Source organism: Romboutsia maritimum (assembly GCF_002251085.2).
GTDB classification, from domain to species: domain Bacteria; phylum Bacillota; class Clostridia; order Peptostreptococcales; family Peptostreptococcaceae; genus Romboutsia_B; species Romboutsia_B maritimum.
Window position 1 is genome coordinate 102,139 of record NZ_NOJZ02000002.1, and the last position, 25,127, is coordinate 127,265.

At 26.8% G+C, this 25,127-nt stretch carries 19 protein-coding genes and 1 other annotated feature; of the genes, 15 read left to right on the forward strand and 4 right to left on the reverse strand.

Annotated features, from left to right (window positions below; all coding sequences use genetic code 11):
• The first annotated feature begins 31 nt into the window (after nucleotides 1–31).
• The 4 genes from cspBA to CHF27_RS02725 all read left to right on the forward strand — a co-directional run bounded on the left by cspBA (nucleotide 32) and on the right by CHF27_RS02725 (nucleotide 7,112).
• Nucleotides 32–3,316 carry a bifunctional germination protease/germinant receptor pseudoprotease CspBA gene (gene cspBA / locus CHF27_RS02710; protein WP_095405957.1) on the forward strand — a complete coding sequence of 1,095 codons (3,285 nt, stop codon included), beginning with the start codon at nucleotides 32–34 and terminating at the stop codon, nucleotides 3,314–3,316.
• Between the two features lie 10 nt (nucleotides 3,317–3,326).
• The gene (cspC, locus tag CHF27_RS02715) at nucleotides 3,327–5,018 is read left to right on the forward strand and encodes a bile acid germinant receptor pseudoprotease CspC (protein WP_115975881.1); all 1,692 of its coding nucleotides are present in this window, start codon (nucleotides 3,327–3,329) and stop codon (nucleotides 5,016–5,018) included.
• Between the two features lie 118 nt (nucleotides 5,019–5,136).
• Nucleotides 5,137–6,828 (forward strand): bile acid germinant receptor pseudoprotease CspC, encoded by a 1,692-nt coding sequence (cspC, locus tag CHF27_RS02720; RefSeq protein ID WP_243444927.1) that lies wholly within the window; start codon nucleotides 5,137–5,139, stop codon nucleotides 6,826–6,828.
• An 80-nt stretch (nucleotides 6,829–6,908) separates the two neighbouring features.
• Nucleotides 6,909–7,112 (forward strand): DUF3787 domain-containing protein, encoded by a 204-nt coding sequence (locus CHF27_RS02725; protein ID WP_334293869.1) that lies wholly within the window; start codon nucleotides 6,909–6,911, stop codon nucleotides 7,110–7,112.
• 82 nt (nucleotides 7,113–7,194) lie between these two features.
• Here CHF27_RS02725 and CHF27_RS02730 read toward each other — a convergent pair whose 3' ends face one another.
• Complete coding sequence (locus tag CHF27_RS02730) at nucleotides 7,195–7,590, reverse strand: hypothetical protein (protein ID WP_095405960.1); 396 nt, start codon at nucleotides 7,588–7,590, stop codon at nucleotides 7,195–7,197.
• Nucleotides 7,591–7,751: 161 nt separating this feature from the next.
• On the opposite strand from CHF27_RS02730, the gene sleC reads away from it, so the two are divergent.
• The 8 genes from sleC (at nucleotide 7,752) to CHF27_RS02770 (ending at nucleotide 18,330) form a co-directional block, all read left to right on the forward strand.
• On the forward strand, nucleotides 7,752–9,014 hold the full coding sequence (sleC, locus tag CHF27_RS02735) for a spore cortex-lytic germination protein SleC (protein WP_095405961.1): 1,263 nt from the start codon (nucleotides 7,752–7,754) through the stop codon (nucleotides 9,012–9,014).
• 85 nt (nucleotides 9,015–9,099) lie between these two features.
• Nucleotides 9,100–9,335 (forward strand) — a binding site (T-box leader).
• A gap of 93 nt (nucleotides 9,336–9,428) precedes the next feature.
• On the forward strand, nucleotides 9,429–10,826 hold the full coding sequence (asnS, locus tag CHF27_RS02740; RefSeq protein ID WP_095405962.1) for an asparagine--tRNA ligase: 1,398 nt from the start codon (nucleotides 9,429–9,431) through the stop codon (nucleotides 10,824–10,826).
• Between the two features lie 200 nt (nucleotides 10,827–11,026).
• Nucleotides 11,027–12,208, forward strand: a complete 1,182-nt coding sequence (locus tag CHF27_RS02745) for an AI-2E family transporter (RefSeq protein ID WP_095405963.1) — start codon at nucleotides 11,027–11,029, stop codon at nucleotides 12,206–12,208.
• Between the two features lie 177 nt (nucleotides 12,209–12,385).
• A complete protein-coding gene (locus CHF27_RS02750; protein ID WP_095405964.1) occupies nucleotides 12,386–13,720 on the forward strand; it encodes a hypothetical protein in 1,335 nt (444 codons plus the stop codon).
• A gap of 17 nt (nucleotides 13,721–13,737) precedes the next feature.
• Nucleotides 13,738–14,157, forward strand: coding sequence for a zinc ribbon domain-containing protein (locus CHF27_RS02755; RefSeq protein ID WP_095405965.1), 420 nt, complete (start codon nucleotides 13,738–13,740; stop codon nucleotides 14,155–14,157).
• 175 nt (nucleotides 14,158–14,332) lie between these two features.
• Nucleotides 14,333–15,646 (forward strand): GIY-YIG nuclease family protein, encoded by a 1,314-nt coding sequence (locus tag CHF27_RS02760; protein WP_199533598.1) that lies wholly within the window; start codon nucleotides 14,333–14,335, stop codon nucleotides 15,644–15,646.
• A 198-nt stretch (nucleotides 15,647–15,844) separates the two neighbouring features.
• On the forward strand, nucleotides 15,845–16,702 hold the full coding sequence (locus CHF27_RS02765; RefSeq protein ID WP_199533599.1) for an alpha/beta hydrolase: 858 nt from the start codon (nucleotides 15,845–15,847) through the stop codon (nucleotides 16,700–16,702).
• A 467-nt stretch (nucleotides 16,703–17,169) separates the two neighbouring features.
• Nucleotides 17,170–18,330 (forward strand): aminotransferase class V-fold PLP-dependent enzyme, encoded by a 1,161-nt coding sequence (locus CHF27_RS02770; RefSeq protein WP_095405966.1) that lies wholly within the window; start codon nucleotides 17,170–17,172, stop codon nucleotides 18,328–18,330.
• Between the two features lie 87 nt (nucleotides 18,331–18,417).
• Here the strand turns inward: CHF27_RS02770 and CHF27_RS02775 are convergent, their stop codons facing one another.
• Nucleotides 18,418–19,989, reverse strand: coding sequence for an oligosaccharide flippase family protein (locus CHF27_RS02775; RefSeq protein ID WP_095405967.1), 1,572 nt, complete (start codon nucleotides 19,987–19,989; stop codon nucleotides 18,418–18,420).
• A gap of 178 nt (nucleotides 19,990–20,167) precedes the next feature.
• On the opposite strand from CHF27_RS02775, the gene CHF27_RS02780 reads away from it, so the two are divergent.
• The gene (locus tag CHF27_RS02780; protein WP_095405968.1) at nucleotides 20,168–20,353 is read left to right on the forward strand and encodes a hypothetical protein; all 186 of its coding nucleotides are present in this window, start codon (nucleotides 20,168–20,170) and stop codon (nucleotides 20,351–20,353) included.
• 59 nt (nucleotides 20,354–20,412) lie between these two features.
• Here the strand turns inward: CHF27_RS02780 and CHF27_RS02785 are convergent, their stop codons facing one another.
• A complete protein-coding gene (locus tag CHF27_RS02785) occupies nucleotides 20,413–20,721 on the reverse strand; it encodes a nucleoside triphosphate pyrophosphohydrolase (protein ID WP_095405969.1) in 309 nt (102 codons plus the stop codon).
• 150 nt (nucleotides 20,722–20,871) lie between these two features.
• Here CHF27_RS02785 and uvsE point away from each other — a divergent pair, with 150 nt between their 5' ends.
• Nucleotides 20,872–21,831 carry a UV DNA damage repair endonuclease UvsE gene (gene uvsE, locus CHF27_RS02790; RefSeq protein WP_095405970.1) on the forward strand — a complete coding sequence of 320 codons (960 nt, stop codon included), beginning with the start codon at nucleotides 20,872–20,874 and terminating at the stop codon, nucleotides 21,829–21,831.
• A gap of 97 nt (nucleotides 21,832–21,928) precedes the next feature.
• Here uvsE and CHF27_RS02795 read toward each other — a convergent pair whose 3' ends face one another.
• Nucleotides 21,929–23,263, reverse strand: coding sequence for a sodium-dependent transporter (locus tag CHF27_RS02795; RefSeq protein ID WP_095405971.1), 1,335 nt, complete (start codon nucleotides 23,261–23,263; stop codon nucleotides 21,929–21,931).
• 516 nt (nucleotides 23,264–23,779) lie between these two features.
• Here CHF27_RS02795 and CHF27_RS02800 point away from each other — a divergent pair.
• A complete protein-coding gene (locus CHF27_RS02800; protein ID WP_095405972.1) occupies nucleotides 23,780–24,931 on the forward strand; it encodes an aminotransferase class I/II-fold pyridoxal phosphate-dependent enzyme in 1,152 nt (383 codons plus the stop codon).
• The last annotated feature ends 196 nt before the right edge of the window (nucleotides 24,932–25,127 follow it).

A 25,127-nucleotide genomic window follows, 5' to 3' on the forward strand; every position in this document is an offset into this window, starting at 1 on the left:
TATGTTTATATTCATATAAATTTATGGGGAGGTGATTATTATAGATTATGAAGTAGTAGTAAAATATAATGGAGATATTTTAAAGTTGGAAAAAGAATTAAATGTAACTGTAGAAATTTTAAGTTCTTCATATGCAATAATAACATCTAAAACAAAAGAAGATATAGATAAATTGCTATCGTATCCAGAAATAGAATATATAGAAAAACCATTTATTCTTGAAACTCAGGACGTTCAAAGTTTTTCTAGTACTGGAATAAGTATGTTTAAAAATATAACAGGATTAACTGGAAAAGGTACAATACTTGGAATTATTGATTCAGGAATAGATTACACATTGCCTATATTTAGAGATAATAATGGAAAATCAAAAATACTTTATTATTGGGATCAATCAATAGAAGGCACTCCTCCAGATGGATTTAGAGAAGGTAGCTTATATACTAATGAACAAATAAATGATGCGATAGATGGTAAATATAATATACCAATATCTACAACAAGTACTCATGGAACTCATGTTAGTGGGATATGTGCAGGAATAGCAACAGAAGCTAGTATGATAGTTGTAAGAGTAGGAAGAAGACAAACGGATACATTCTCTAAAAGTACTGAATTTATGAGAGCTATAAAATTTGTACTAGATAAATCACTAGAATTAAAAATGCCCGTATCTATTAATGTAAGTTATGGTAGCAATGAAGGCTCTCATCGAGGAGAATCTTTGTTTGAACAATTTATGGATGATATGTGTTTATACTGGAAAAATAACATAGTAGTGGCAGCAGGAAACAATGGAGATAAAGGCGGACATAAAAGAATACAGCTAGAAAATGATAAAGCTACAGAAGTTGAATTTATAGTAGGAGAAAATGAAAAAATATTAAATATTAATATATGGCCAGAATTTATAGATAATTTTAGTGTACATTTAGTTAATCCATCAAATCAGCAAACACAAAATATTTCTTTAGACTCAGGTCAGATAAATAATACTTTAGGAGAAACAAGAGTAACAGGATATTTTTATACAATAGCTCCATATTCACTATCAAGAAGAATTACAATTCAATTAAAATCAAACACACAAATAAGCCCTGGAATATGGAGTATTGTATTTAATCCTATAGAAATAATTATGGGAAATGTAGATTTATATTTACCTACATCAGAAGGATTAAGTAAAGAAACTAGATTTTTATCCCCAACTAAATTATTAACAGTAACAGTTCCAGGGACTGCTAGTAAAGTGATAACAGTTGGAAGTTATAATTCTAGAACGGACACAGTGTCAGTGTTTTCAGGTCAAGGGGATATAGAAAATGGAATATATAAACCAGACTTATTAGCTCCAGGAGAAAATATAATATCATATTTACCAGGAGGTAGCACAGGAGCGCTGACAGGAACTAGTATGGCAACACCTCATGTTACAGGAACCTGTTCACTTTTAATGGAATGGGGGATTGTAAGGAGAAATGATTTATACTTATATTCGCAAAAACTTAAGTCACTTTTATTAAAAAATGCTAGGAGAACTCCAGATAATACATATCCAAATAACTCATCTGGATTTGGATTTTTAAATTTAAGAGATATAAACTTGTATAGTCTTACTAATGTAAATCAAGATTTAGATGTACTTTTAAGAAATAAAAAAAGACTTAAAAACTTTCCATTGTCTATAATTGTATTTTACAATGATGAATTTGAAGATTTTTTAAAAGAAGAGGGATTAGCCAATAATTTTTTTAAACTTAGCGATAACATAGGAATACTAGATATAAGTAGTATTAGTGAATCGCAATTCGGTAGAGTTCTAAATTCACCATCTGTAATAAGGATAGAAAATACTGTAAGAATGGCAATTTTAGGCTCTGTAAGTCAAGGAATTTCAAATGGCGTAGTAGCAACAGAAGAAATAGGCATTAATTTTTTTAAAAATAATCCTAATATATCAATAACAGGAAGAGGTGTTCTTATAGCAGTTGCAGATACAGGAATAGATTATTTACATCCTGATTTTATATATCCAGATGGAACATCTAAAATAGCATATTTATGGGATCAGACTAAAGAAGGAAATCCGCCAAAAGGATATTATATAGGAACAGAGTATACAAGAGAGGATATAAATGAGGCGATTGCAAGAAATGACCCTAGCTTATCACAAGATGAAGTAGGTCATGGAACTATGATTAGTGGTATATGTGCTGGTCTTGGAAATGTAAATAAAGAATATGCTGGGATGGCAGAGGATGCAGAACTAATAGTAATAAAGTTAGGCAAAATAGGAGGATATTATAATAATGCAATGTCGTTAGCAGCTAGTCAATATGCGATAGGAAAATCTGTAGAGTTAAAAATGCCTTTAGTTATAAATATATCTTTAGGAAGTAATAACTTAGCAGGATTTATTAGTAGGGAAAATGCATTAAAGTCATATTTTGTAAGAGGGCTTTTTTTTAGTGCAGGGGCAGGAAATGAAGGTAATACTGAAACGCATGCATCAGGCAAAGTTGAGTTTAAAGGAGCATCTGTAGAAGAAGAATTAGAACTTTTAGAAGATGAAGAAGAAATAGAAATAGATATTTGGGTAAACAGACCAGATAAAATAGATGTGATAATTATATCACCAACAGGGGAACCAAGTAAAGATATAAGTGTTGCAAATTATGATCAAGCGTCAGGTTTATTTAATTTAGAAGATACAAAATTTATTATAAAATATATATATCCAACTAGTTATTCAGGGCAACAATTTACAAGAATAAATTTAATAAATGTAAAAGCTGGTATATGGAAAATAAGGTTAACAGGGAATTATATAATTAATGGAATATATCATATGTATTTACCAAATAGAGCTTTTTTGAAAAAAGGTACTAAATTTAGAGAACCAGATCCATTTTATACTACAAATTATCCATCTATTCAAGATGATATTATGGCTGTTGGTGCTTATGATACTATAAACAATAGTTTGTGGCAATCATCTTCAAGAGGTCCTACTATAGCAGGGACTTTGAATCCACAAATAGTAGCTCCTGGAGTGAATATAATAGCGCCATATCCAGGAAATAAATATGCAACAGTAACGGGAACTTCAGCAGCAGCAGCGCATGTATCAGGAGCGGCTGCGCTATATTTTCAATATACACTTGTTGACAGAAAATATCCATATCAAGCATTTACAAAAAATTTATCTACGTTTATTCAGGCAGGAGCAACTAGAAGTACTAATATAGACTATCCAAATTATAGTTTTGGATATGGAATTTTAAATGTAAGAGGTATGTATGACCAATTTAGGTAGGTGGATTTAAATGAATAAAAATAGGATAAGTGAAAAATCTTATTTTTTAATTTATCAAGGGGATATAGAAAAAGCTTTAAAAGAAAATGGAATAAGTGAATTTATGGTTTTAAATTCTAAATTAGCAGTAATATATGTTCCACTGGATTTTAATGAAGCTAAATTAAATGATATAGTAGAAGTTGCTTGGTGGAATGAATCAATTCCAATGAGTTCTTTAATAGATATAACAAATAATCTAGAGACAGGTGAGACAGTAACTAGAGCAGCAGGAACAGAATATGTATATAATAATCCGTATATTAATATTTCAGGAAAGGGAATTATAATTGCAGTCATAGATTCGGGAATAGATTATTTACATCCTGATTTTATAAAAGATGATGGAACTAGTAAAATAATTAGTATATGGGATCAAGAAAGTGACAAAGGCAATATTCCAGAAGGATTTATATTTGGAAGTGAATTTAGTAATTCTCAAATAAATGAAGCAATAAAAGAAAATAATGGGAATCTAAGTGTAGATAATATAGGTACGGGTACGATAGCTGCAGGAATTTTAGTTGGTGCAGGAAATATTAATCCTTTGTATAAAGGTGTGGCAATAGGAGCAGAATTAGTAGTAGTTAAATTAAGAGAATATATTGGAACATTTTATAAAGATAAAATTAATTATACATCAACAGATTTTTATGCTGCAATAACATATGTACTATCAATAGCAAAAGTGGAAAATAAACCAATAATAATAAATTTTACAATTGGAGGTAGATCAGGAACAGTTTTAGATGCATCTATTATAGATACTTATGATGATTTGGGCAAAGCAGGGGTAGTTGTAGTAAGTGGAGCTGGAAATCAAGGAAATACAGATGTTCATTTTTCAGGAAGTTTTAATAATTTAAATCAAGCAGAAGATATTATTATCCAAGTTGGTGAAGATTATGCGCTTGATATTATTTTAAATAATAGAGGACCAGATAAAATAAAAGGTATGGTAATAGCTCCATCAGGAGAGATGAGTAAGGTTGCAATATATTCACCGGATTATTTTATATATAGTGGAAAATTCAATTTAGAAGATACTACTTATGATATGAGATATATATATCCGTGGATAGGTTCAGGAAAAGAGCACTTAGAAATAAAATTAAAAAACTTAAAGCCAGGTATATGGACATTTAGATTAATGCCAGAATTTATAATAAATGGAAATTATGATGTATACCTTCCTAATAAAAATTTATTATCTGATGATACTAGGTTTTTAGATCCAGATTCTATAGCAACTGTAACCATTTATGGAGCAAATGATAACGTTATAACTGTTGGAGCTTATAATGATAAAACGGATAGTATGTGGCTAGGATCATCCAAAGGTTCAGCTGAAGGAACAAGAATTAAACCTGGTGTGGTAGCTCCAGGAATAGATATAATATCAACATATTTAGGAAAAACATACAACACAGGTTCAGGAACAGGTATTAGTAGTTCTATTGTATGTGGAATACTTGCATTAATAATGGAATATATGATACAACAAACAGAATTATCTAGATTATCTTTATATACAGAAACTTTAAAAACATACTTAATGTTAGGGGCAACAAAAAAAGAAATTTATACCTATCCAAATATTTCACAAGGTTATGGAATAGTTAATTTAAAAAATACAATACAACAAATTGCAAATATATTATAAATTAGATTTAAGTATTAATTTATATTAGAAGTACTAATATAATATATAAATTATAGTTTTGAATATAAAAATTTAAATGTAAGGGGTATGTATGACCAGTTTAGGCAGGTGGATTTAAGTGAATAAGAATAGGATAAGTGAAAAGTCTTATTTTATAATTTATCAAGGGGATATAGAAAAAGCTTTAAAAGAAAATGGAATTAATGAGTTTATGGTTTTAAATTCTAAATTAGCAGTAATATATGTTCCACTTGATTTTAATGAAGCTAAATTAAATGATATAGTAGAAGTTGCGTGGTGGAATGAATCAATTCCAATGAGTTCTTTAATAGATATAACAAATAATCTAGAGACAGGTGAGACAGTAACTAGAGCAGCAGGAACAGAATATGTATATAATAATCCGTATATTAATATTTCAGGAAAGGGAATTATAATTGCAGTCATAGATTCGGGAATAGATTATTTACATCCTGATTTTATAAAAGATGATGGAACTAGTAAAATAATTAGTATATGGGATCAAGAAAGTGACAAAGGCAATATTCCAGAAGGATTTATATTTGGAAGTGAATTTAGTAATTCTCAAATAAATGAAGCAATAAAAGAAAATAATGGAAGCCTAAGTGTAGATAATATAGGTACGGGTACAATAGCAGCAGGAATTTTAGTTGGGGGAGGAAGAATCAATCCTTTGTATAAAGGTGTAGCAGTAGGAGCAGAATTAGTAGTAGTTAAATTAAGACAATATGTTGGAACATTTTATAAAGATAAAATTAATTATACTTCAACTGATTTTTATGCTGCAATAACATATGTACTATCAATAGCAAAAGTGGAAAATAAACCAATAATAATAAATTTTACAATTGGAGGTAGATCAGGTACAGTTTTAGATGCATCGATGATAGATACTTATGATTCTTTTAGTAAAGCGGGAGTAGTTGTAGTAAGTGGAGCTGGAAATCAAGGAAATACAGATGTCCATTTTTCAGGAAGTTTTAGTAATGTAAATCAATCAGAAGATATTATTATTCAAGTTAGTGAAGATTATGCTCTTGATATAATTTTAAATACTAGAGGGCCAGATAAAATAGATGCTATGCTAGTAGCTCCATCAGGAGAGATGAGTAAGGTTGCAAGATATTCACCAGATTATTATGTATATAGCGGGAAATTTAATTTGGAAGATACTCTTTATGAGATGAGATATATATATCCGTGGATAGGTTCAGGAAAAGAACATCTAGAAATAAAATTAAATAATTTAAAACCTGGTATATGGACACTGAGATTAATGCCAGAATTTATTATAAATGGAAATTATGATGTATACCTTCCTAATAAAGATTTATTATCTGATGATACTAGATTTTTAGATCCAGATTCTGTAGCAACTGTAACTGTTTATGGAGCAAATGATGGAGTTATAACTGTTGGAACTTATAATGATAAAACTGATAGTATGTGGCTAGGATCATCCAAAGGTCCAATAGAAGGAAGAGGAATTAAACCGGATATAGTAGCTCCAGGAATAGATATAATATCAACATATTTAGGAAGAACATATAATACAGGATCAGGTACAGGGATTAGTAGTTCTATTGTGTGCGGAATACTTGCATTAATAATGGAATATATGATACAACAAACAGAATTATCTAGATTATCTTTATATACAGAAACTTTAAAAACATATTTAATGTTAGGGTCAACAAAAAAAGAAATTTATACTTATCCAAATATTTCGCAAGGTTATGGAATAGTTAATTTAAAAAATACGATACAACAAATTTCAAATATACTATAAATTAAATTTAACCACTGATTTAAATAATATGAATTGTAATGAAAAAATTGGTTAAGACTAATATAAAAGATATTTGAGAGGTGATAAATTTGCGAAATAAAAAAGCACAACCTTTAAGTGGGAAAAATAATAAAAGATTAAAAAAAGGAGTACCTACTAATAATGAAAAAACAGCTGCATGGGCAGATATTGATAAGTTGCAACCAGAAAGTAAAGTATCAGTTCCATCTTTAGAAAATGTAGTAGAAGCTAAAGATTGGGTAGATAATGGAAGTAAATTATAAGATAGATTCTAAATAATGGCTAAAAATATTAGTAAACTAATATTTTTAGCTTATTATTTAGATTTTTTTATCTAAAAAATTATTAATCAGTTGGGATTGTTAAATATTGACCTGATTTAATTTCATATGTATCAGATACAAGACCTATATTTTCTTTATAAACAACTTTTCTAAAACTTTCTAAATCATCTACATCATGATTATATTTCTGTATTATATTATCTATTGTTTCTCCAGCTAAAACTAGATGTTTTGTAAATGTTCTATCCTTCATAACTTTTTTATATGCTTTTTTATATGATATTTCAGTAATTTTATTAAAAAAAGGTACATTATCTACTAAATATTTATATGAAGTATCTAAACAAGTTATATAATTGTAAAATCCTCCTTTGAGTACAGTAGAAGTAGATTTATTTTTATCACAAGATGGAGCAATAAATAAAAGGGCTATAAGAAATACTAGTATATATTTCAAGTTAATACCTCCTAAAATTTAGTTTATATTTCTTGGTAATTTATGTTTGAATTATATCCAGAATTTATAAATTTTATAATAAGTTGTAAATTAATATATCAAAAAAAAATAAAAATCATAGTTTAATAGTATAGTTAAAAAAATAAAAAGAAGGTGATTATATGCAGGATGGATTTTTAACGGTTAGTGTAATAGATTCTCGTACTAATCGACCTATTGAAGGTGCAAGTATAAATATATACAATAATGAAGAAAGAAGATCTACTTTATATCAAAACTTAACTACTAATGAATCAGGTCAAGTGACTGGATTACAACTTCCAGCGCCTGATTTAAAGTATTCTCAACAACCATCAGAAGTAAGACCATATAGTCAATATACAGTTGAAGCGATTATGAACGGATATGAAACCATTATAATAGATGGTTGCCAAATATTACCTACTGTTCAAGCTAGACAGACTATTCCGCTACCGAATAAAGAAAGAAGTAAAATGAGTTACTCTAGACAAAATGAAGAAATATATGTAATACCAGAACATACTCTTTTTGGAAAATTTCCACCTAAAATACCTGAAAGTGATTTAAAGCCAATACCACCACCTACTGGATTTGTTGTTTTAGATTATCCAGTTGTTCCAGAGTTTATAGTTGTTCATGATGGTTTGCCAGAAGATACATCAGCTCCTAATTATTGGATTAGATATAAGGATTATATTAAAAATGTCGCTTCTTCAGAGATTTATTCAACTTGGCCAGAGCAAACAATATATGCAAATATAATAGCAATAATATCATTTACATTAAATAGAGTTTTTACAGAATGGTATAGAAATAAAGGACTTAGTTTTACTATAACTTCATCAACAGCATATGACCATAAATATATGCACAATAGGAATGTATATGATACTATAAGTGTAGTTGTAGATGATATTTTTAATACATTTATAAAAAGACCACCTACAGCTAGACAGCCATTATTAGCTCAATACTGTGATGGTCATAACAGTCAATGTCCAAATCATATGACTCAGTGGGGAAGTAAAGATTTAGGGGATAAAGGAAATGACTATGAAACTATATTAAGATATTTTTATGGAGACAGTATTGTTTTTGATAAAGCACAAATAGTAAGTGGAGTTCCTGTATCTTTTCCTGGAGAAGTATTAAGTGTTGGTTCTCAAAGTAAATATGTTCAAACTATACAAAATCAACTTAATGCAATATCAAACTCATATCCAGCTATACAAAAAGTTAAAGAAGATGGAATTTTTGGAGAAAGTACAGCAGATGCAGTTAAAAAATTTCAATCAATATTTGGATTACCTCAAAATGGAAGTGTGGATTTTAAAACATGGTATGAAATATCTAGAGTGTATGTAGCTACTACTAAAATAGCAGAATTAAATCCTACTATATAAATTAGATTAAGTAAAATTATAAAGTAGGTTGACTTAATTTTTATATGTTGGTATAATCTTCTTACAAATTGAAATAATATTAACAATAAATACTGTGAAGAGACCAGTAAATATAAATGGTAGTTATAGCGAGTTGAGGATGGTGTAAGCTCAATACGGATTTTATATTGAATAACAGCTTGGAGTTTCTAACCGAAAATTTTTAACAAGTAGGCTTAGACGGTGGGTTCCGTTACAAACCATAAGCATAGCTTAACTAAGAGGTCAAATTTTGACAATTAGGGTGGTACCGCGAGAGAGTAATAGCCTTTCGTCCCTTTATGTGGGATGAGGGGCTTTTTTTAATTCTTTATTTAAGTATAAAATAAATTTTAAAAATGATATATTGTAATATATCCTAAGGAGGCAAATTAAATGCAAAATGAATTTATAACAGTAAAAGAGTTATATAAAAGTAAAGAGCAATATATAGGTAAAGAAGTAAAAGTAGCTGGATGGATAAGAACAGCTAGAGGATCTAAGAATTTTGGATTTATAGAATTAAATGATGGAAGTTTCTTTAAAAATATGCAAATAGTTTATGATGAAAAATTAGAGAACTTTAAAGATATATCTAAATTACCAATAAGTTCATCTGTATTGGTAGAAGGAGAGTTAGTAGCTACAGAAGGTGCTAAGCAACCAGTAGAAATACATGCAACTAAAATAGTTGTAGAAGGGGAATCAGATAGTTCATACCCACTACAAAAGAAAAGACATACTCTTGAGTATTTAAGAACAATAGCACACTTAAGACCAAGAAGTAATACATTCTCAGCAGTATTTAGAGTAAGATCTTTAGCTGCATATGCTATACATAAGTTCTTCCAAGATAGAAACTTCGTATATGCACATTCTCCTATTATAACAGGAAGTGACTGTGAAGGCGCAGGAGAAATGTTCAGACTTACTACTATGGACTTAAATGATATACCAAAAACTGAAGATGGAAAAATAGATTATTCTAATGATTTCTTTGGAAAAGAAGCTAATTTAACAGTTAGTGGACAATTAAATGCAGAAATAATGGCTCTTGCATTTAGAAATGTTTATACATTTGGTCCTACATTTAGAGCTGAAAATTCAAATACAGGAAGACATGCTTCTGAGTTCTGGATGATAGAGCCTGAAATAACTTTTGCAGATCTTGAAGATAATATGGAACTTGCAGAAGATATGATAAAATATGTTATAAACTACGTTCTTGAAAATGCACCAGAAGAAATGGAATTCTTCAATAGCTTTATAGATAAAGGCTTATTTGAAAGATTAAATAATGTAGTAAATTCTGACTTTGTAAGAATAACTTATACTAAAGCAGTTGAATTATTAATAGAATCAGGACATGAGTTTGAGTATCCAGTTGAGTGGGGATGTGACCTTCAAACTGAACATGAAAGATATATAACAGAACAAATATACAATGCTCCAGTATTTGTAACAGATTATCCAAAGGATATAAAAGCATTCTATATGAGAATGAATGAAGATGGAAAAACTGTTAGAGCGATGGATTTATTAGTTCCAGGTGTTGGAGAAATAGTTGGTGGATCTCAAAGGGAAGAAAGACATGATGTATTATTAGATAGAATAAAAGAAATGAACTTAAACGAGGAAGATTACTGGTGGTATTTAGAACTTAGAAAGTTCGGAACAGCTACTCACTCAGGATTTGGTTTAGGATTTGAAAGAATAATAATGTATATGACAGGAATGTCTAATATAAGAGACGTAATACCATTCCCAAGAACACCTAAGAATGCTGAATTCTAATACGAATTTAAAGTGAAAAATCTCCTTTTATTAGGAGATTTTTCACTTTATACAACAATGTATTTTGATTTATTATATAATATCAATTAAGAATAAAAGCTAGTAAGTGTTAAATATTAGTTAAATATGTTTAATTAATGTTAATATATGGGTATAATTAAAGTTAAAACAAGTATTAAGCACGATTATTAGGAGGGAAAATGAAGATTAATTGGAATGGAAAATATACCACAATGTCGGTATATACATTTATAGTAGTTTGCTGCAGTATTATATTTTATAATATAATATCTCAATTTGATAAATTTTCAGGTAAGATAGGGGAAATAATGGGTATATTCCAGCCATTTATTATTGGATTTGTAATGGCATATCTATTAAACTTTATATTGAAATTTTATGAAGAAAAGTTATTAATTAAAGAACAATTTAAAAGTTTTAAAAAAGGTCATAAAAGGGGACTAGGATTATTACTTACATATAGTACTGCGCTATTAATAGTAGGCTTATTTATGCAGTTTGTAGTTCCTCAATTAGTAGATAGTGTTTCTGGACTAGTAAATGATATACCTAGGTATGCAAAGAATTTAAGTATTCTTGTAGATGATGTAATAAAAAGTAATAAATTTCATATTGATGAACAATATCTAAATATAGCAGTACAAAAACTAAATGAACTTGCAGAAGTATTTATGGATATAATTACAAATTTATTTCCTATAATAGGAGATATTCTTAAAACTACAGCATCTAGTATTTGGAATATAATTTTAGGATTAATAATTTCTATTTATATGCTAATAGACAAAGAAAATTTTTATGCATTAGGTAAAAAAATGACATTTGCTTTATTTAATGAAAAACATTCTAGTAAAATTTTAGAATTAACTCATAGAACTAATAATACATTTGGTAAGTTTCTAAGTGGTAAAATAATAGATTCATCAATAATAGGAGTGTTAACATTTGTAGTACTTACTATATTTAAAATGCCATATATATTATTAATATCAGTGATAATAGGAATAACTAATATTATACCGTTCTTTGGACCATTCTTTGGAGCAATTCCATCGGCTATAATAATATTATTTGTATCTCCTATAAAGGCATTATGGTTTTTATTAATAATAGTAGTAATCCAACAATTAGATGGGAACTTTATAGGACCTAAAATTTTAGGAGATTCTATTGGAATATCTGCATTTTGGATACTGTTCTCATTATTAGTAGCAGGAAAAGTTTTAGGATTAGTAGGAATGATAATAGGAGTACCTTTGTTTGCAGTAATTTACTCTATAATTAAAGATATTATAGAAGCTAAATTAGATAAAAAGGGACTACCTAGTGAGACCTCAGATTATATGAATAAATATGAATAATTAATTTGTGAGTGGAGTATATAAAAATACAATGTATATGTATTTTTATATACTCCATATTTATTTTAACTCATAATTATATTCGTAGTTAAGCTAGAGTTAAGCATTTTCTGATATAATATAGGAAAACATGGCAATAATACATTGTAATTTTAAAAAATATTTTGGAGGAAGAATATGGATAGTACAGAAAATAACAATAATGTATATAGTAACTATTCTAAAATAGATGGAAAATCATCTAAGGATATAGAAAATGATAAATTCACAATGAAAAAAAATGATAATTTACATTGTAAAATATGTGAAAAAGACAACAGCTTCAGTAGTACATATTGCAAATTTTGTGGGAATGATTTGAATGAAATAGTTACTTTAAATGAAGCTAAGGGGAAATTAAAATTTAAAGAAGTAATAAAAAATGATTTAGCTTATTTAAATTTAAAAAACATAATATTAACATCTGGATTAGCTGTAATAATGTTACTTTTAGTAGCTATTGGATTTAAATTTATGATATCAAATCAATTTAAACAAATTAGTAATTCAATAAATCTGGTACACATATTATTAGGATTAAATTTAGGAACTGTAAATGTAAGTACATCTACTATGATGGGTTCATCTTCAGTTAGTGCTAAATTTGGTTTATTATTATCGGTAATTTTACCTATAGTAGCAATGATTATATCTAATTTTATATTTATGAAAAAACCTAAAAAAGACTCTAAGTCTAACCTAATTGATTCAATAGGGGTAGGAATTGTATATGGAGGATTTTTAGGGATTTTATGCATATTTACTAACGTTAGAGCAAATCCACATGATTTATTTCAATATGGATATAGCTTAGGTTTTAGTTATAAATTCTTAAGTTTATTTATAAATGGATTTATAATAGGATTTTTGAGTACGTATTTTATAGGATTGAGAAAAGAACACATAGAAAAAAATATATATTTAGGAATATTTAGACAAGCATTTAAAATAATTTTCTTAGGGTATATTTTGATTTTTATATTATTAGGTATGTTAAGTATATCAAATAGTAACTATTTAATGGAATTAGGTTTAAGTAGTTATATAGGTAAGTTAGGATTAGGAGTAGTGTTAACTCAATTATCTATATATGTATGGTCATTTGCTAATTTAATACCTGTAAATATTGGAGTATATAAATTATCGGTAATAGATGCAGGTGGTACATATTTGATGGGAGATTCAAAATTAATTTTTTGTGCAATGGTTGCTTTATCAGCTTTAATTTTATTAATAGCTGGATGTAAACTAAAATCTAAGTATAAAAAAGAAGGAATCAAATCAGTATTAACTTTAGCAATATCTTATTCAATTTTTATGGGGATTTTGTCTATGTTTACAACTATACAACTTACAACTTATTCAAGTTCAACATATATGGGATTTAGTTTAATAACAACTTTAATAATTTCGTTTATATATAGCTTTATAATGTCATTTGTAGGATATAAGTTAAACACATTTACTAATTAATTTTAGGAGGAATAAAAATGGATTTAGATAAAAAAAAGGAAAAAATAAGTATTTTTAAAGAGGAATTAGAAATAAAAAAAGAAATAGAACAAGATAATCTTGAAAAAACCAATATTTTATTAGAGTTAGGAATTTTAACTTATGAAAAATTTAGAAAACAAGAAGTGTATGATTCTAGTTTTGATGATATGTGTCAAGAATTATTAGATTTAGATAAAAAAATATATGAAAATAATTTAAGAATTGAAAATTTAAGAAAGTCACAAATACAAATTAAATGTGAATGTAACAATGAATTAAGCGTAAGTGATAAGTTCTGTCCAGAATGTGGGAAAAAGGTATGTTTAGAAGAAGAAAATATGATGATTTGTGAATTTTGTGAATCTAAAATAGATAATGATTCAATTTACTGCATATGTTGTGGGAAAAAAATTTAAGAAAAAAATATTAATATATAAGTTATTGGAAGCTGTTTTAATTTTAAAGCAGCTTTTTTTATTGTTAATATGTATTGACATGATAAGTATTAACATATATCATAATGATTGTTAATATATTTAATGGACATATATATTAACAATTGCGAATTATATATAGAGAGGATTAAATTATATGAAAAACAATTTTCAATTAAGTAATTTTAAAACTGAATGGATTAAATATAGTGAATATGAACTTAAAAATGATAATGATGGAAATACATATATTATTCCGGCAAAAAATTCTACTTATACAATTTACAATCCATTTGAGGTATCTGATAAGTTATTATTTGATTTAATAGAGTTGGGTGATGAAGCGTTAAAAGAATATATAAATAAAGAACTTATATTAGAAAAAATAATTTTATTTGCTAAAAATTATGGACTTTTAGGTCTAGTTAGTTCAAATGTTTATAATAGGAATATTGTTGGAGAAGAAACTGTGCTTTTTACAGAAAATAGTATATTAACAAAAGAAAAGTTAATGGATGCTAAAGATTATATAAATTTATTTTTACCATTTACACAAGAAGAAGATATATACACAAGAAATTTTGATGAACATTTAACTATATTTAAAGCAGAAGATTCACCAAAATTTTATGGAAAAAGACCATTAATTTTAGATGTTGTATTTTCAAAATTTTATAGTGAGCAAATTAATTGGATATTGGAATTTTCAAAAATGATATCTAATCATGTTAATCAATTATTAATATATAGGGATGTTAATTTGACAGAGCCTGTAACTATTATGGCTGGTAAATTTAAAGCTCAAAAGATAAGCTTTACTATATCAATGTTTGAAAAAACTGAAATAAATTGGGAATTTGATTCATTACAAAGCATTATAGAAACAATATATGCATTTGTAGTTACAAATGAAAAATTTATAGTTAATCGTTGTGAGTATTGTAATAAAGTGTTTATTGCTAAAAGTGAACGAGAAAAATACTGTTCTCCATCTTGTAGAAATTGTACTAATGTTATAAAGAGTAGAAATAAGAAAAAGCTAATTAAAGATAATAAGTCAGTAGAGGATGTAAGTTTTTCACAAGAAAAGTGTAACAAAAGTAGAGGAGAAGATATTATGAAACTTAATAAAAAAGGTAAAAGAAAAGAAGCGATGTATGAATATAAAGAACGTACAACAACAGGTGGCGTATATAAAATAACTAACACCGTTAATAATAAAAATTTAATAAGAAGTGAGATAGACCTTAGGGGTATGAAGAATCGTTTTAATTTTTCTATGTCTACAAATTCATGTATTAATCCTAAAATGCAAAAGGATTGGAATGAATTTGGTTCAAAAGTATATGTATTTGAAGTACTAGAGGAAATTGAAATGAAAGATGATATAACAATATTAGAATTTAAAAAACAATTAAAAGACCTTGAAGATAAATACATTTCACAATTTGATGATAAAGATCTATATTAGAATTAGGTGATATGTTTAGATAGTATTGAAAGAGTAATTGATAGTTTAACAGGATTTGCAATAAGGAAATAGAGTTATCTTAAAAAATAGGATATCTCTATTTTTATTTTAAGTATATATTAGAGTAATTCATAAGATGAAAAATTAGTATATATGTGATAAACTATAATAGTATTTAATTTGTAGTGGAGGGATAGTATGAATAATGATGTAAAGGGGAAAGACAAAAAAGTAGATGATACTTTTAGTATAACAATGGAACTTGAGAGACCTTTACTTTATGACAAGGTTGATGAGAGTATAAAAAATTCAAAAGATATAAATAAAAATAACCATAAATATAGATTAAAAGCTCTAATAGGAGTTTTAGGGGTATTAATAATAGGATTTTTAATTTGGGCAAATATGTCATATGAACCTCAGTCTTTGGCTAAAGAATCGCTTATAAGTAATGATTTAGTTGAAGTTAATACAGATGAATTTATAACATTTACACCTAAAAATAAAAAAGTAACTAAGGGGTTTATATTTTATCCAGGAGCTAAGGTTGAACCAGAGAGTTACGCACCTTTATGTAAGAAAATAGCAGAAAGTGGATATGAAGTAGCAATTGTGCCTATGCCTTTAAATTTAGCAGTGCTTGGGATAAATAAAGGTGAAAAAATTATAGAAAAGTATCCAAATGTAGAAAGTTGGGCAGTTGGGGGACACTCTTTAGGTGGTGTTATGGCTTCAAATTTTGCAGTTAAAAATAATATGGTAGATGGAGTGGTATTTTTAGCATCATATCCTATGGGTGATGACTTAAAAAAAATAGGTAAAGATGCACTTTCTATTTGGGGAAGTAAAGATGGAGTAATGAATTTCAAGAACTTAGTAGAGTCAAAAGAAAAATTACCGCTAGATACAACATATGTAGAAATAGAAGGTGGAAACCATTCTCAATTTGGAGATTATGGAAAGCAAAATTCAGATAACGATGCTATCATAAGTGAACAAAAACAGTTAAAAATAACAACTGATAACATAATTAAATTTATAAATAATATGAATTAGATAAAAAAATAAAAAACTACTCTAAATATATTTTGTGAAGATAATGTATTTAGAGTAGTTTTTTTGATAAAACATATACAAAATATTATTTATAAAACTATATATATTAAAGATATATTATATATAAAAAAATTAATAAAAATGTAAGAAAGTGAGTTTATATAATATTTACAGATATATATATTTAAAATATATAATTTATATTTTTATAGATATGAATTACATAGGTTGTATAAATTCCAATTTCATTCCAATTTTAAATAATATTTTAACAAAAATAGGCATACCTTTAATTAATCAGAATATTTATATTTTTTACGTTAAATTGCCTACTAAATTAAAGTTTGCTACTATGTAATTATAGGATTCTTTATTTCAAATAAAGATACATTAATATGAATCTTATAGGGAAAGGGAAAATTGTAAAAACTTAATAGTCCAAGATAGTAACATAGGGGGGAAAGGCTATGAAAAAAATTTATTGTGATAATGCAGCAACATCTTATCCAAAAGCACCTTTAGTAGGTGAGGCGATGTTATCTTATATAAACAGTATAGGTTGTAATGTAAACAGAGGAAGTTATTCTACTGAATATCAACCAGAAAATATTGTTTATGAAACAAGAGAATTATTATGTAAACTATTTAATTTCGATAAGCCAGAAAATACTGTATTTACACAAAATGTTACCACAAGTCTAAATACAGTTTTAAAAGGATTATTAAAACCAGGGGATAATGTAATAGTATCTTCAATGGAACATAATGCTGTAATGAGACCTTTAGCAAGATTACAAGATAACCATGTTACAGTAACTACAGTAAACTGCAACTTATTAGGAGAAATAGAATTAAATGACATAGAAAAAGCTATGACTGATAATACAAAAGCGGTAGTAGTAACACATGTATCAAATGTTTGTGGAACAATATTACCAGTAAGAGAAATAGGAGCATTGTGCAAAAAACATAATAAAATATTTATAGTAGATGCGGCTCAATCTGCTGGAATACTAGACATAGATATGGAAAAGGATAATATTGATATATTATGTTTTACGGGACATAAAGGACTTTTAGGTCCACAAGGAATAGGTGGATTTTTAATAAAAGATTCTATAGTTTCACAAATAAAACCTTTTATAGAAGGAGAAACTGGAAGTGATTCAGAGTTAGAAGTACAGTCTAATTATATGCCAGATAAATTTGAAAGTGGAACATTAAATATTCCTGGAATATTTGGTCTTAATGAGTCATTAAAGTATGTAACTAATTTAGGTATTAAAAATATATATGAAGAAGAAATGAGTCTTACAAAAAAATTCTTAGAAGAAGTAAAAAATATAGATGAAAGTTTAATAGTAGGTAAAAAAGATTTAATTAATAGATCCCCAATTGTATCTTTAAACTTTAAAAATATTGATAATGGATTAATTTGCTATAATTTAGAAAGAGAATATGGAATTTTAACAAGAAGTGGATTACAATCAGCACCTATTGCACATAAGACTCTAGATACATTTTCTAATGGAACATTAAGATTTAGTTTTGGATTTTTCAATACTATAGATGAAATTGATCATATAATAAATTCTTTATATATGATATATATAAAACAAGGATTATAGGATAAATTTGTGATAGACATATGGCTTGGGATGAAAACTTATATTTCATCCCTTTGTTAGGTTATTTTATAAAATCCTTCTAGTTAATTAAAATTGTTTATATATATTTATATTGCTACATTCAACATTTTTAACTTCATTTTTAAACCCATCCATAAACCACATAATATCTTTCTTTTTAAGACAACCAAATAAAAATAAAAATATAAAATATAAAGTTAATACTAATATAATTTGAATTGAGATTAAAGGATTAATTTCTATAATATTAAATAAAAATTTTGACAAGTAGGCAGATATACTTACACATATAAATGGTTTTATTACCCAATCTAATATGTGAAAATCTAGGTTAGTTACTTTTAAAAGACGATTTAAGCTTAAGGAAGCATTAAGTATAGTACTTATAAAAATAACCATTATAAACCCTGAAATTCCCTTTCTAGGAATGAAATAATATATTATAAAAATTCGAACAACCATGTCTATTAAATTATATTTTAATGTACTCATTTGATGATTAAGTGCATTTAAACTTCCATCTACAATTCTATCTAAATACATAAGAGGAATAAGAGGAGCTAAAATTTTCATCATAACTCCAACTTCTTGACTATTATAAATAGCCATTCCAAGTTCTTTAGAAAAAATTATAAACAATCCAGTAGCAAACATTGCGATTAATAAAGTGAATTTTAAAACTTTAGAAATTATGTAATTTACTCTTTTTCTTTGATTTAGAGCATTTGCCTCTGAAATTTCAGGAATAATGAGAGTAGAAAAAGATGCTAAAAAGATAGATGGAAAAACTAATATAGGTAAAACCATTCCTTTTATCATTCCAAATGCAGCTAATGAGGCGGCGTTAGAAGAACCAAATTTTCTAAGTGCATCAGGAATAAGTATATCCTCTAATGTTCTAAGAGAGGTTTGTATGTAAGCACTACAAGCTATTGGAAATGCAATGCAAGCAATTTCAATTAGTGAGCATTTGTTATCTTTTTTAGATAAGGTATAATGAGTAGGATTTTTTTCAAATATGTATAATATGTAAGAATATAGCGTTGATATTATAATGCCAACAGCCATGCCAACAGCAACTAACGAACAAGTAAAATCAAGACCCATAGGTAAAAAGGAACTCATTAAAAGTATAATAATAGTCATCATAGTAACACTTTCAATAATATCTGCACTTACGCTTTTAATTACTTTTCGACAGCCATAAAAATATCCATTTAAGCAAGAACAAATGCCGACAAATGGCAAGCTACAAGAAATTATTTTTAGCGGGATTATAGCTCTAGTATCATGTATTAACATAATGCTTATAAATTCAGAAAAATAATATAACAAAGTTGATGATAAAATGCTAAAAAATAATGAGTATACGATACCTTTCTTAACAATGTTTTTTATTTTGTAGAAGTTACCTTTACCTAGCTCTTCGGCAACAAGTCTAGTTGTCGTGATTCGTATGCCAGAAATAGCTAAGGTAGAAGTTACTACATTTATACTCATTATTAATTGAAATAATCCCATTCCTTCAGCACCAATTTTATTAGATAGATATACTCTAAATGCCATATGTATAAATCCAAGCATCATTGTAGTAAAAGTTAATATTAAAGCATTTAAAATTAATTTTTTTCTTTTCATAGTATTTTATCTCCTATAAATTCATTAAAAATAAACTAGCTTAAAATTTAGATATGCTCATATATATGCGAAGATAATGGATAAATATTATATAAAAATAGGAAATAAAAAATAATAGAATATAAAATTGCTTTAATACAAAAGATATGAGTAACATTATACATAAGGAGGATTGAAAATGGAAATAAAAAACCAAAGTAAAAAAAGTGTGTATTCATCTCAAGGTGATTATTTTAAAGGACTAAATACTTCAAGTCCAGAATTTAAAGCAAAAATGAAAGATGGAGGTTTCCAAAGAAATCCAGAAGAGTATAACTATAAAGGTAGCAAAGAAGCTGCTAAAGCTAAAAATATATTTAAATAAATTTATATGAGTAACTGTCTTAAAATATTAGATTTTATTATAAGGCAGTTACCTCATTTTTAGTATATGTGTTTTAGTAGTATATTATTATCAAAGCTTCCATGAGTAGCTTTTTTCTCACTTCTTTTTCTTAGGATATCTTGTTCAGAATAACCATATCTTTTGCCTATCGAGAATAAAACCTCCATAACATCTGCAAAGCCTTCTAATTCTTCACAGTAAAAAAGTTCATATAATTCCTCGTTGAATTTAACATAAAGATATTCTACCATTTGCTGATCATCTAAATTTTCTATTATGCACTTTTTACCTGAAGATTCTATTATCTCAGGCGTTTTATCTCTGACTAACTTAACTGAATTATTCATAATATATCCCCACCTTATAAAAGTATATATATCTAAAAAACTTATAATTATAAGTTTTAATAATTATAGTAGTATATTATCATTAAAAAGTATACAAAAATATAAATAAGAAAAAATAAATATATGTAAATAAATTTAAGGAGCATAAAAATGAAAATAAGATTAGGATATGTGGCAATAGCATTGAACCTAGAAAAAGTAACATCTTCAAGTACTTTAACTTATGCAAGGTATACAAAGTTAAACACAAAAGACGAAAAAATAAAAAAGTTAAAAGATGTTACGTACTCAAATATAGAAGCATTAGAACATATTTTAAATTATAATATAAAAAATAATATACATTTTTATAGACTAACATCAAACTTAGTACCTTTAGCTACACACCCAGATGTTATGTGGGATTATATAAAATATTTTAAATGTGACTTTGAGTATATAGGAAAAATAATAAAAAATAGCAATATGAGAGTAGATTTACATCCAGACCAATTTAATGTAATAAACAGTATAAGAGAAGAAGTTGTTAAAAATACACTTAGGAATTTAAATACACAAGTAGACATACTTGAAGCTATGAATTTAGAAAATGGAAAAATGGTGATACATATTGGAAGTGGACAAGGAGGAAAAGAAAAAAGTATACAGAAATTTATAGATAATCTAAATAAATTTCCAAATAGAATAAAAGAAAGATTAATACTAGAAAATGATGATAAAACATTTACAGCGAAAGAGGTACTAGAAATATGTAAGAAAACAAATATACCAATGGTTTTAGATGTACATCATCATATATGTAAAAATGAAGGTGAAAACATAAATGATTTATTAAGTGATATATTTAATACTTGGAAAGAAGAAGAACTACCTCCTAAAATCCACTTTTCAAGTCCAAAAGAATTTGAAAAAGATAGAAAACATTCAGATTATATAGAGCCAGAAAGCTTTATAAAATTTATAGAGCTAGCCAAAGAAAAATCAAGCAAAAATTTTGATGTAATGATAGAAGCAAAGAAAAAGGACCAAGCATTATTTAAATTAATGCAAGATTTAAAAAAACTAAGACCAAACTATAGATACTTAGACGAAAGTACTATAGAAATTTAATTCATATAGATATTAAAAAATTGAAAAATGTATGAAAGAAAGGTCATATAGGAAGACCTATATAACTATCTTTCATACATAATAAACTCAATATAACTTAGCCGATACCTCCATAGACTGCTCCAAGAATTATAACTACAATAGTTACTAACACAAATACATATCTCCCAAAGTAAACAAAGTTAATTTTAAATTTTCTTTTACACCCCTTGTTGATTTCATCTAATATAAATTCACTATCAAGGATATAGAAAAATACATAAGCTACAATTAATGCTCCAATAGGAGAAACAAATATAGTTATAAAATTAGTAAAGTTATCAAAATTAGTAAGACTAGTTGCTAGAGGTATAGCTAATATAAAGCAAATAGAACTTATTAAAATAGAAGCTTTTTTTCTAGACATATTAAAAGTTGATATAAGTGCTTCAACAGGACCTTCTAACATATTTACAGAAGAAGATACTGCAGCAAATATTATACTTAAGAAAAATAAAATACTTAAAAAATTTCCGTAAGGCATAGACTTAAATATTGTTGGTACTGTTATAAATAAAAGTGATGGTCCTGCAGCTACGTCAAGTTTGAATGCAAATACAGCTGGGATTATCATGAAAGAAGCTAGTAAAGCTGCTAATGTATCAAAGAAAGCAGTACTAAGAGCAGACGAAGGAATATTAAATTTTTCATCTATATAACTTCCATAAACAACCATTCCACAACCATTAAGAGATACAGTAAAGAAAGCTTGACCTAGTGCCATAACCCAAGTTTCTATATTAAGCAAGTAATTCCATCTTGGTTTTAAAAGGTATTCAACACCAGCCATAGAGCCATCTAAACTTAAGGATTTAATAGTTAGTATTATAAAAAGTATAAGTAGTAATGGCATTATTACTTTATTTAAATTTTCAATTCCTTTATTAACACCAAGACATACAACGCTTAAAGTAATTAGTACTGATAATAAAAACCACACAATAGTTGCATTTGTTCCAGCAAAAGTATCAAAGTAAGTTTGAGTATGTATAGAACTAATTTCTCCTGTTATGCTTAAGAAGAAGTATTTTAAAATCCACCCCATGACAATAGAGTAAAACATAAATACACCACATAAACCTATTGTGGGAATAGCCCCAATAATAGAGCCACCTTTTAAATTTTTATCTTTGAATACTTTTTTTATAGCACCCAAAGAACCAGATTTAAAAGCTCTACCAAATGTAAATTCGCCTATAAGCCCTGTTGAGCCTAATATAAAAACAAACAAGAAGTATGGAATTAAAAATGCAGCACCACCATACTTACCTAGTTTATAAGAAAACATCCATATGTTGCCTAGCCCTAATGCAGCACCAACGCAGGATATTACAAAACCAAATTTATTAGAAAATAAATCTCTGCTTTTTAAAGCTTTAGTATCATTTTTCATGAATAAGACCTCCTAAGTAATATATAAAAAAGGCCACATATTTTTACTATGTGACCTTTTAAACCTAGGACGATAAAAAGCCACATAGTATCCTACGTGGCCAATTTAAGCGTGTTAAATATAGCCATCATAGAAGCAAATTTTTACGATTTGCATCTATGATGGTAATTTTTTATCATAAATACAAACCTTTATCTATAATAGCCATAATAATAAGTATTAAAATTTATAAAAGTAAAGGTTGTATTGTTATTCATAATTATTTCTCCTTATTTTAAATAATATTAAAATTAAATTTGATTACAAAATCATTATATATCTATATTTATTAAAAATCAATAAAATATTTTTTTTATGTTTCATTTATAGCAAATATAGACATAACATTAAATTGACTTTTAAATGTATTAAGAATAAAATTTATATTAATAAAATTAATACTGAGTAAGCATCAATAATCATATCGTAGTTAGCAAAATAGGGTATTTTACTAATCTTTTTGAGGGGGAAAAGTGAATGAGTTTTATAGCAAAACAGTATGAAAACTTAGAAGTAAGTGCAATGGTGGCAGCGAGTGATAGTGCAACTTTGGTAAAAAAGATGATAGATTTAAGTTTAGGGGATCATGATATAAAAACAGATTCTAGAATTGTAAAAGCAGCAGCAGAAAATAAGATTATAGGTCATACAATGTACACTCACCCTTTAGGTGATGAAAATTTTAGAGAAGAAATAATAAAATATATAGGTAAAAATTATAATCATAAACTTAATTTAAATAATATAATGGTTACAATTGGAGCAGGTAATGCACTTTATGTGTCATTAAAAGCAGTTTTAAACCCAGGGGAAGAAGTTATAATAATAGGACCATATTATGCATCTTATAAAGATCAAATTAAAGGCGTAGGGGGAAAAGTAGTAGTAGTAAATACTAGTGAAGAAAATAATTTTATGCCGACAATAAATGATATAAAAGAAAAAATAACTAAAAAAACTAAGGCAATAATAGTTAACTCACCAGTAAATCCAACTGGTTCAATATATACACAACAATTATTACAACAAATTTATGATTTAAGTGTTGAAAAAAAACTTATAATAATGTCAGACGAAGTTTATACATCTTTTGTGTATGACAACAATAAATATACATCAATGCTAGAAATTGATAAAAACCTTACAAATACTGTAGTAATAAAAACTATGTCTAAAGATTATGCAATGACAGGATGGAGAATAGGATATATGATTGCAAGTTTAGAAATTATAAATGTAGCACGATATATAAATGATGGCATAGCATATTCAGCACCTACAATAGGTCAAAGTGGTTCAATAGAAGCATTGAGATTATCAGATGAAATAACTACATATTTGAGAAAAATTTATGATGAGAGAATTAAATATGGATTTAATAGAATAAAAGATATAAAAAATATACATACACGTAATCCTCAAGGGGGCATATATTTATTTGTTAATATTTCAGAAACAGGATTATCAGGAGAAGAGTTTACAAATCGACTTATTAAAAAAGGTGTGCTAGTTCTTCCTGGAAATATTTTTGGAAAAAAATATAACAACTACATAAGAATAACTTGTAATAAGGATATAAATATATTAAAAGAAGCATTTGATAAAATTGAGGAATTATGCAATTTTTAGAATGAAAAATTTAAAAAGATAAAAAATAAAAAAAGAGATTGCTTAAATAATATGTTTTTTAGAAGCTAAAATACTGTATACATGAATGATTTGCATTTGGTAGAAAATTAGTAAAAAACATAAATTAGAGCAAATCTCTTTTTTTTATTTAAAAAACAGAAAATAAAGAAAATTATGAAAATAACAAAGAATGAAA

Coding starts and splice junctions, on each gene's coding strand:
- CHF27_RS02755 (WP_095405965.1), top strand. CDS start 13,738: ATGGATTTAGATAAAAAAAAGGAAAAAATAAGTATTTTTAAAGAGGAA.
- CHF27_RS02770 (WP_095405966.1), top strand. CDS start 17,170: ATGAAAAAAATTTATTGTGATAATGCAGCAACATCTTATCCAAAAGCA.
- uvsE (WP_095405970.1), top strand. CDS start 20,872: ATGAAAATAAGATTAGGATATGTGGCAATAGCATTGAACCTAGAAAAA.
- CHF27_RS02750 (WP_095405964.1), top strand. CDS start 12,386: ATGGATAGTACAGAAAATAACAATAATGTATATAGTAACTATTCTAAA.
- CHF27_RS02765 (WP_199533599.1), top strand. CDS start 15,845: ATGAATAATGATGTAAAGGGGAAAGACAAAAAAGTAGATGATACTTTT.
- CHF27_RS02800 (WP_095405972.1), top strand. CDS start 23,780: ATGAGTTTTATAGCAAAACAGTATGAAAACTTAGAAGTAAGTGCAATG.
- cspC (WP_115975881.1), top strand. CDS start 3,327: ATGAATAAAAATAGGATAAGTGAAAAATCTTATTTTTTAATTTATCAA.
- CHF27_RS02775 (WP_095405967.1), bottom strand. CDS start 19,989: ATGAAAAGAAAAAAATTAATTTTAAATGCTTTAATATTAACTTTTACT.
- sleC (WP_095405961.1), top strand. CDS start 7,752: ATGCAGGATGGATTTTTAACGGTTAGTGTAATAGATTCTCGTACTAAT.
- CHF27_RS02745 (WP_095405963.1), top strand. CDS start 11,027: ATGAAGATTAATTGGAATGGAAAATATACCACAATGTCGGTATATACA.
- CHF27_RS02760 (WP_199533598.1), top strand. CDS start 14,333: ATGAAAAACAATTTTCAATTAAGTAATTTTAAAACTGAATGGATTAAA.
- asnS (WP_095405962.1), top strand. CDS start 9,429: ATGCAAAATGAATTTATAACAGTAAAAGAGTTATATAAAAGTAAAGAG.
- CHF27_RS02780 (WP_095405968.1), top strand. CDS start 20,168: ATGGAAATAAAAAACCAAAGTAAAAAAAGTGTGTATTCATCTCAAGGT.
- CHF27_RS02795 (WP_095405971.1), bottom strand. CDS start 23,263: ATGAAAAATGATACTAAAGCTTTAAAAAGCAGAGATTTATTTTCTAAT.
- CHF27_RS02785 (WP_095405969.1), bottom strand. CDS start 20,721: ATGAATAATTCAGTTAAGTTAGTCAGAGATAAAACGCCTGAGATAATA.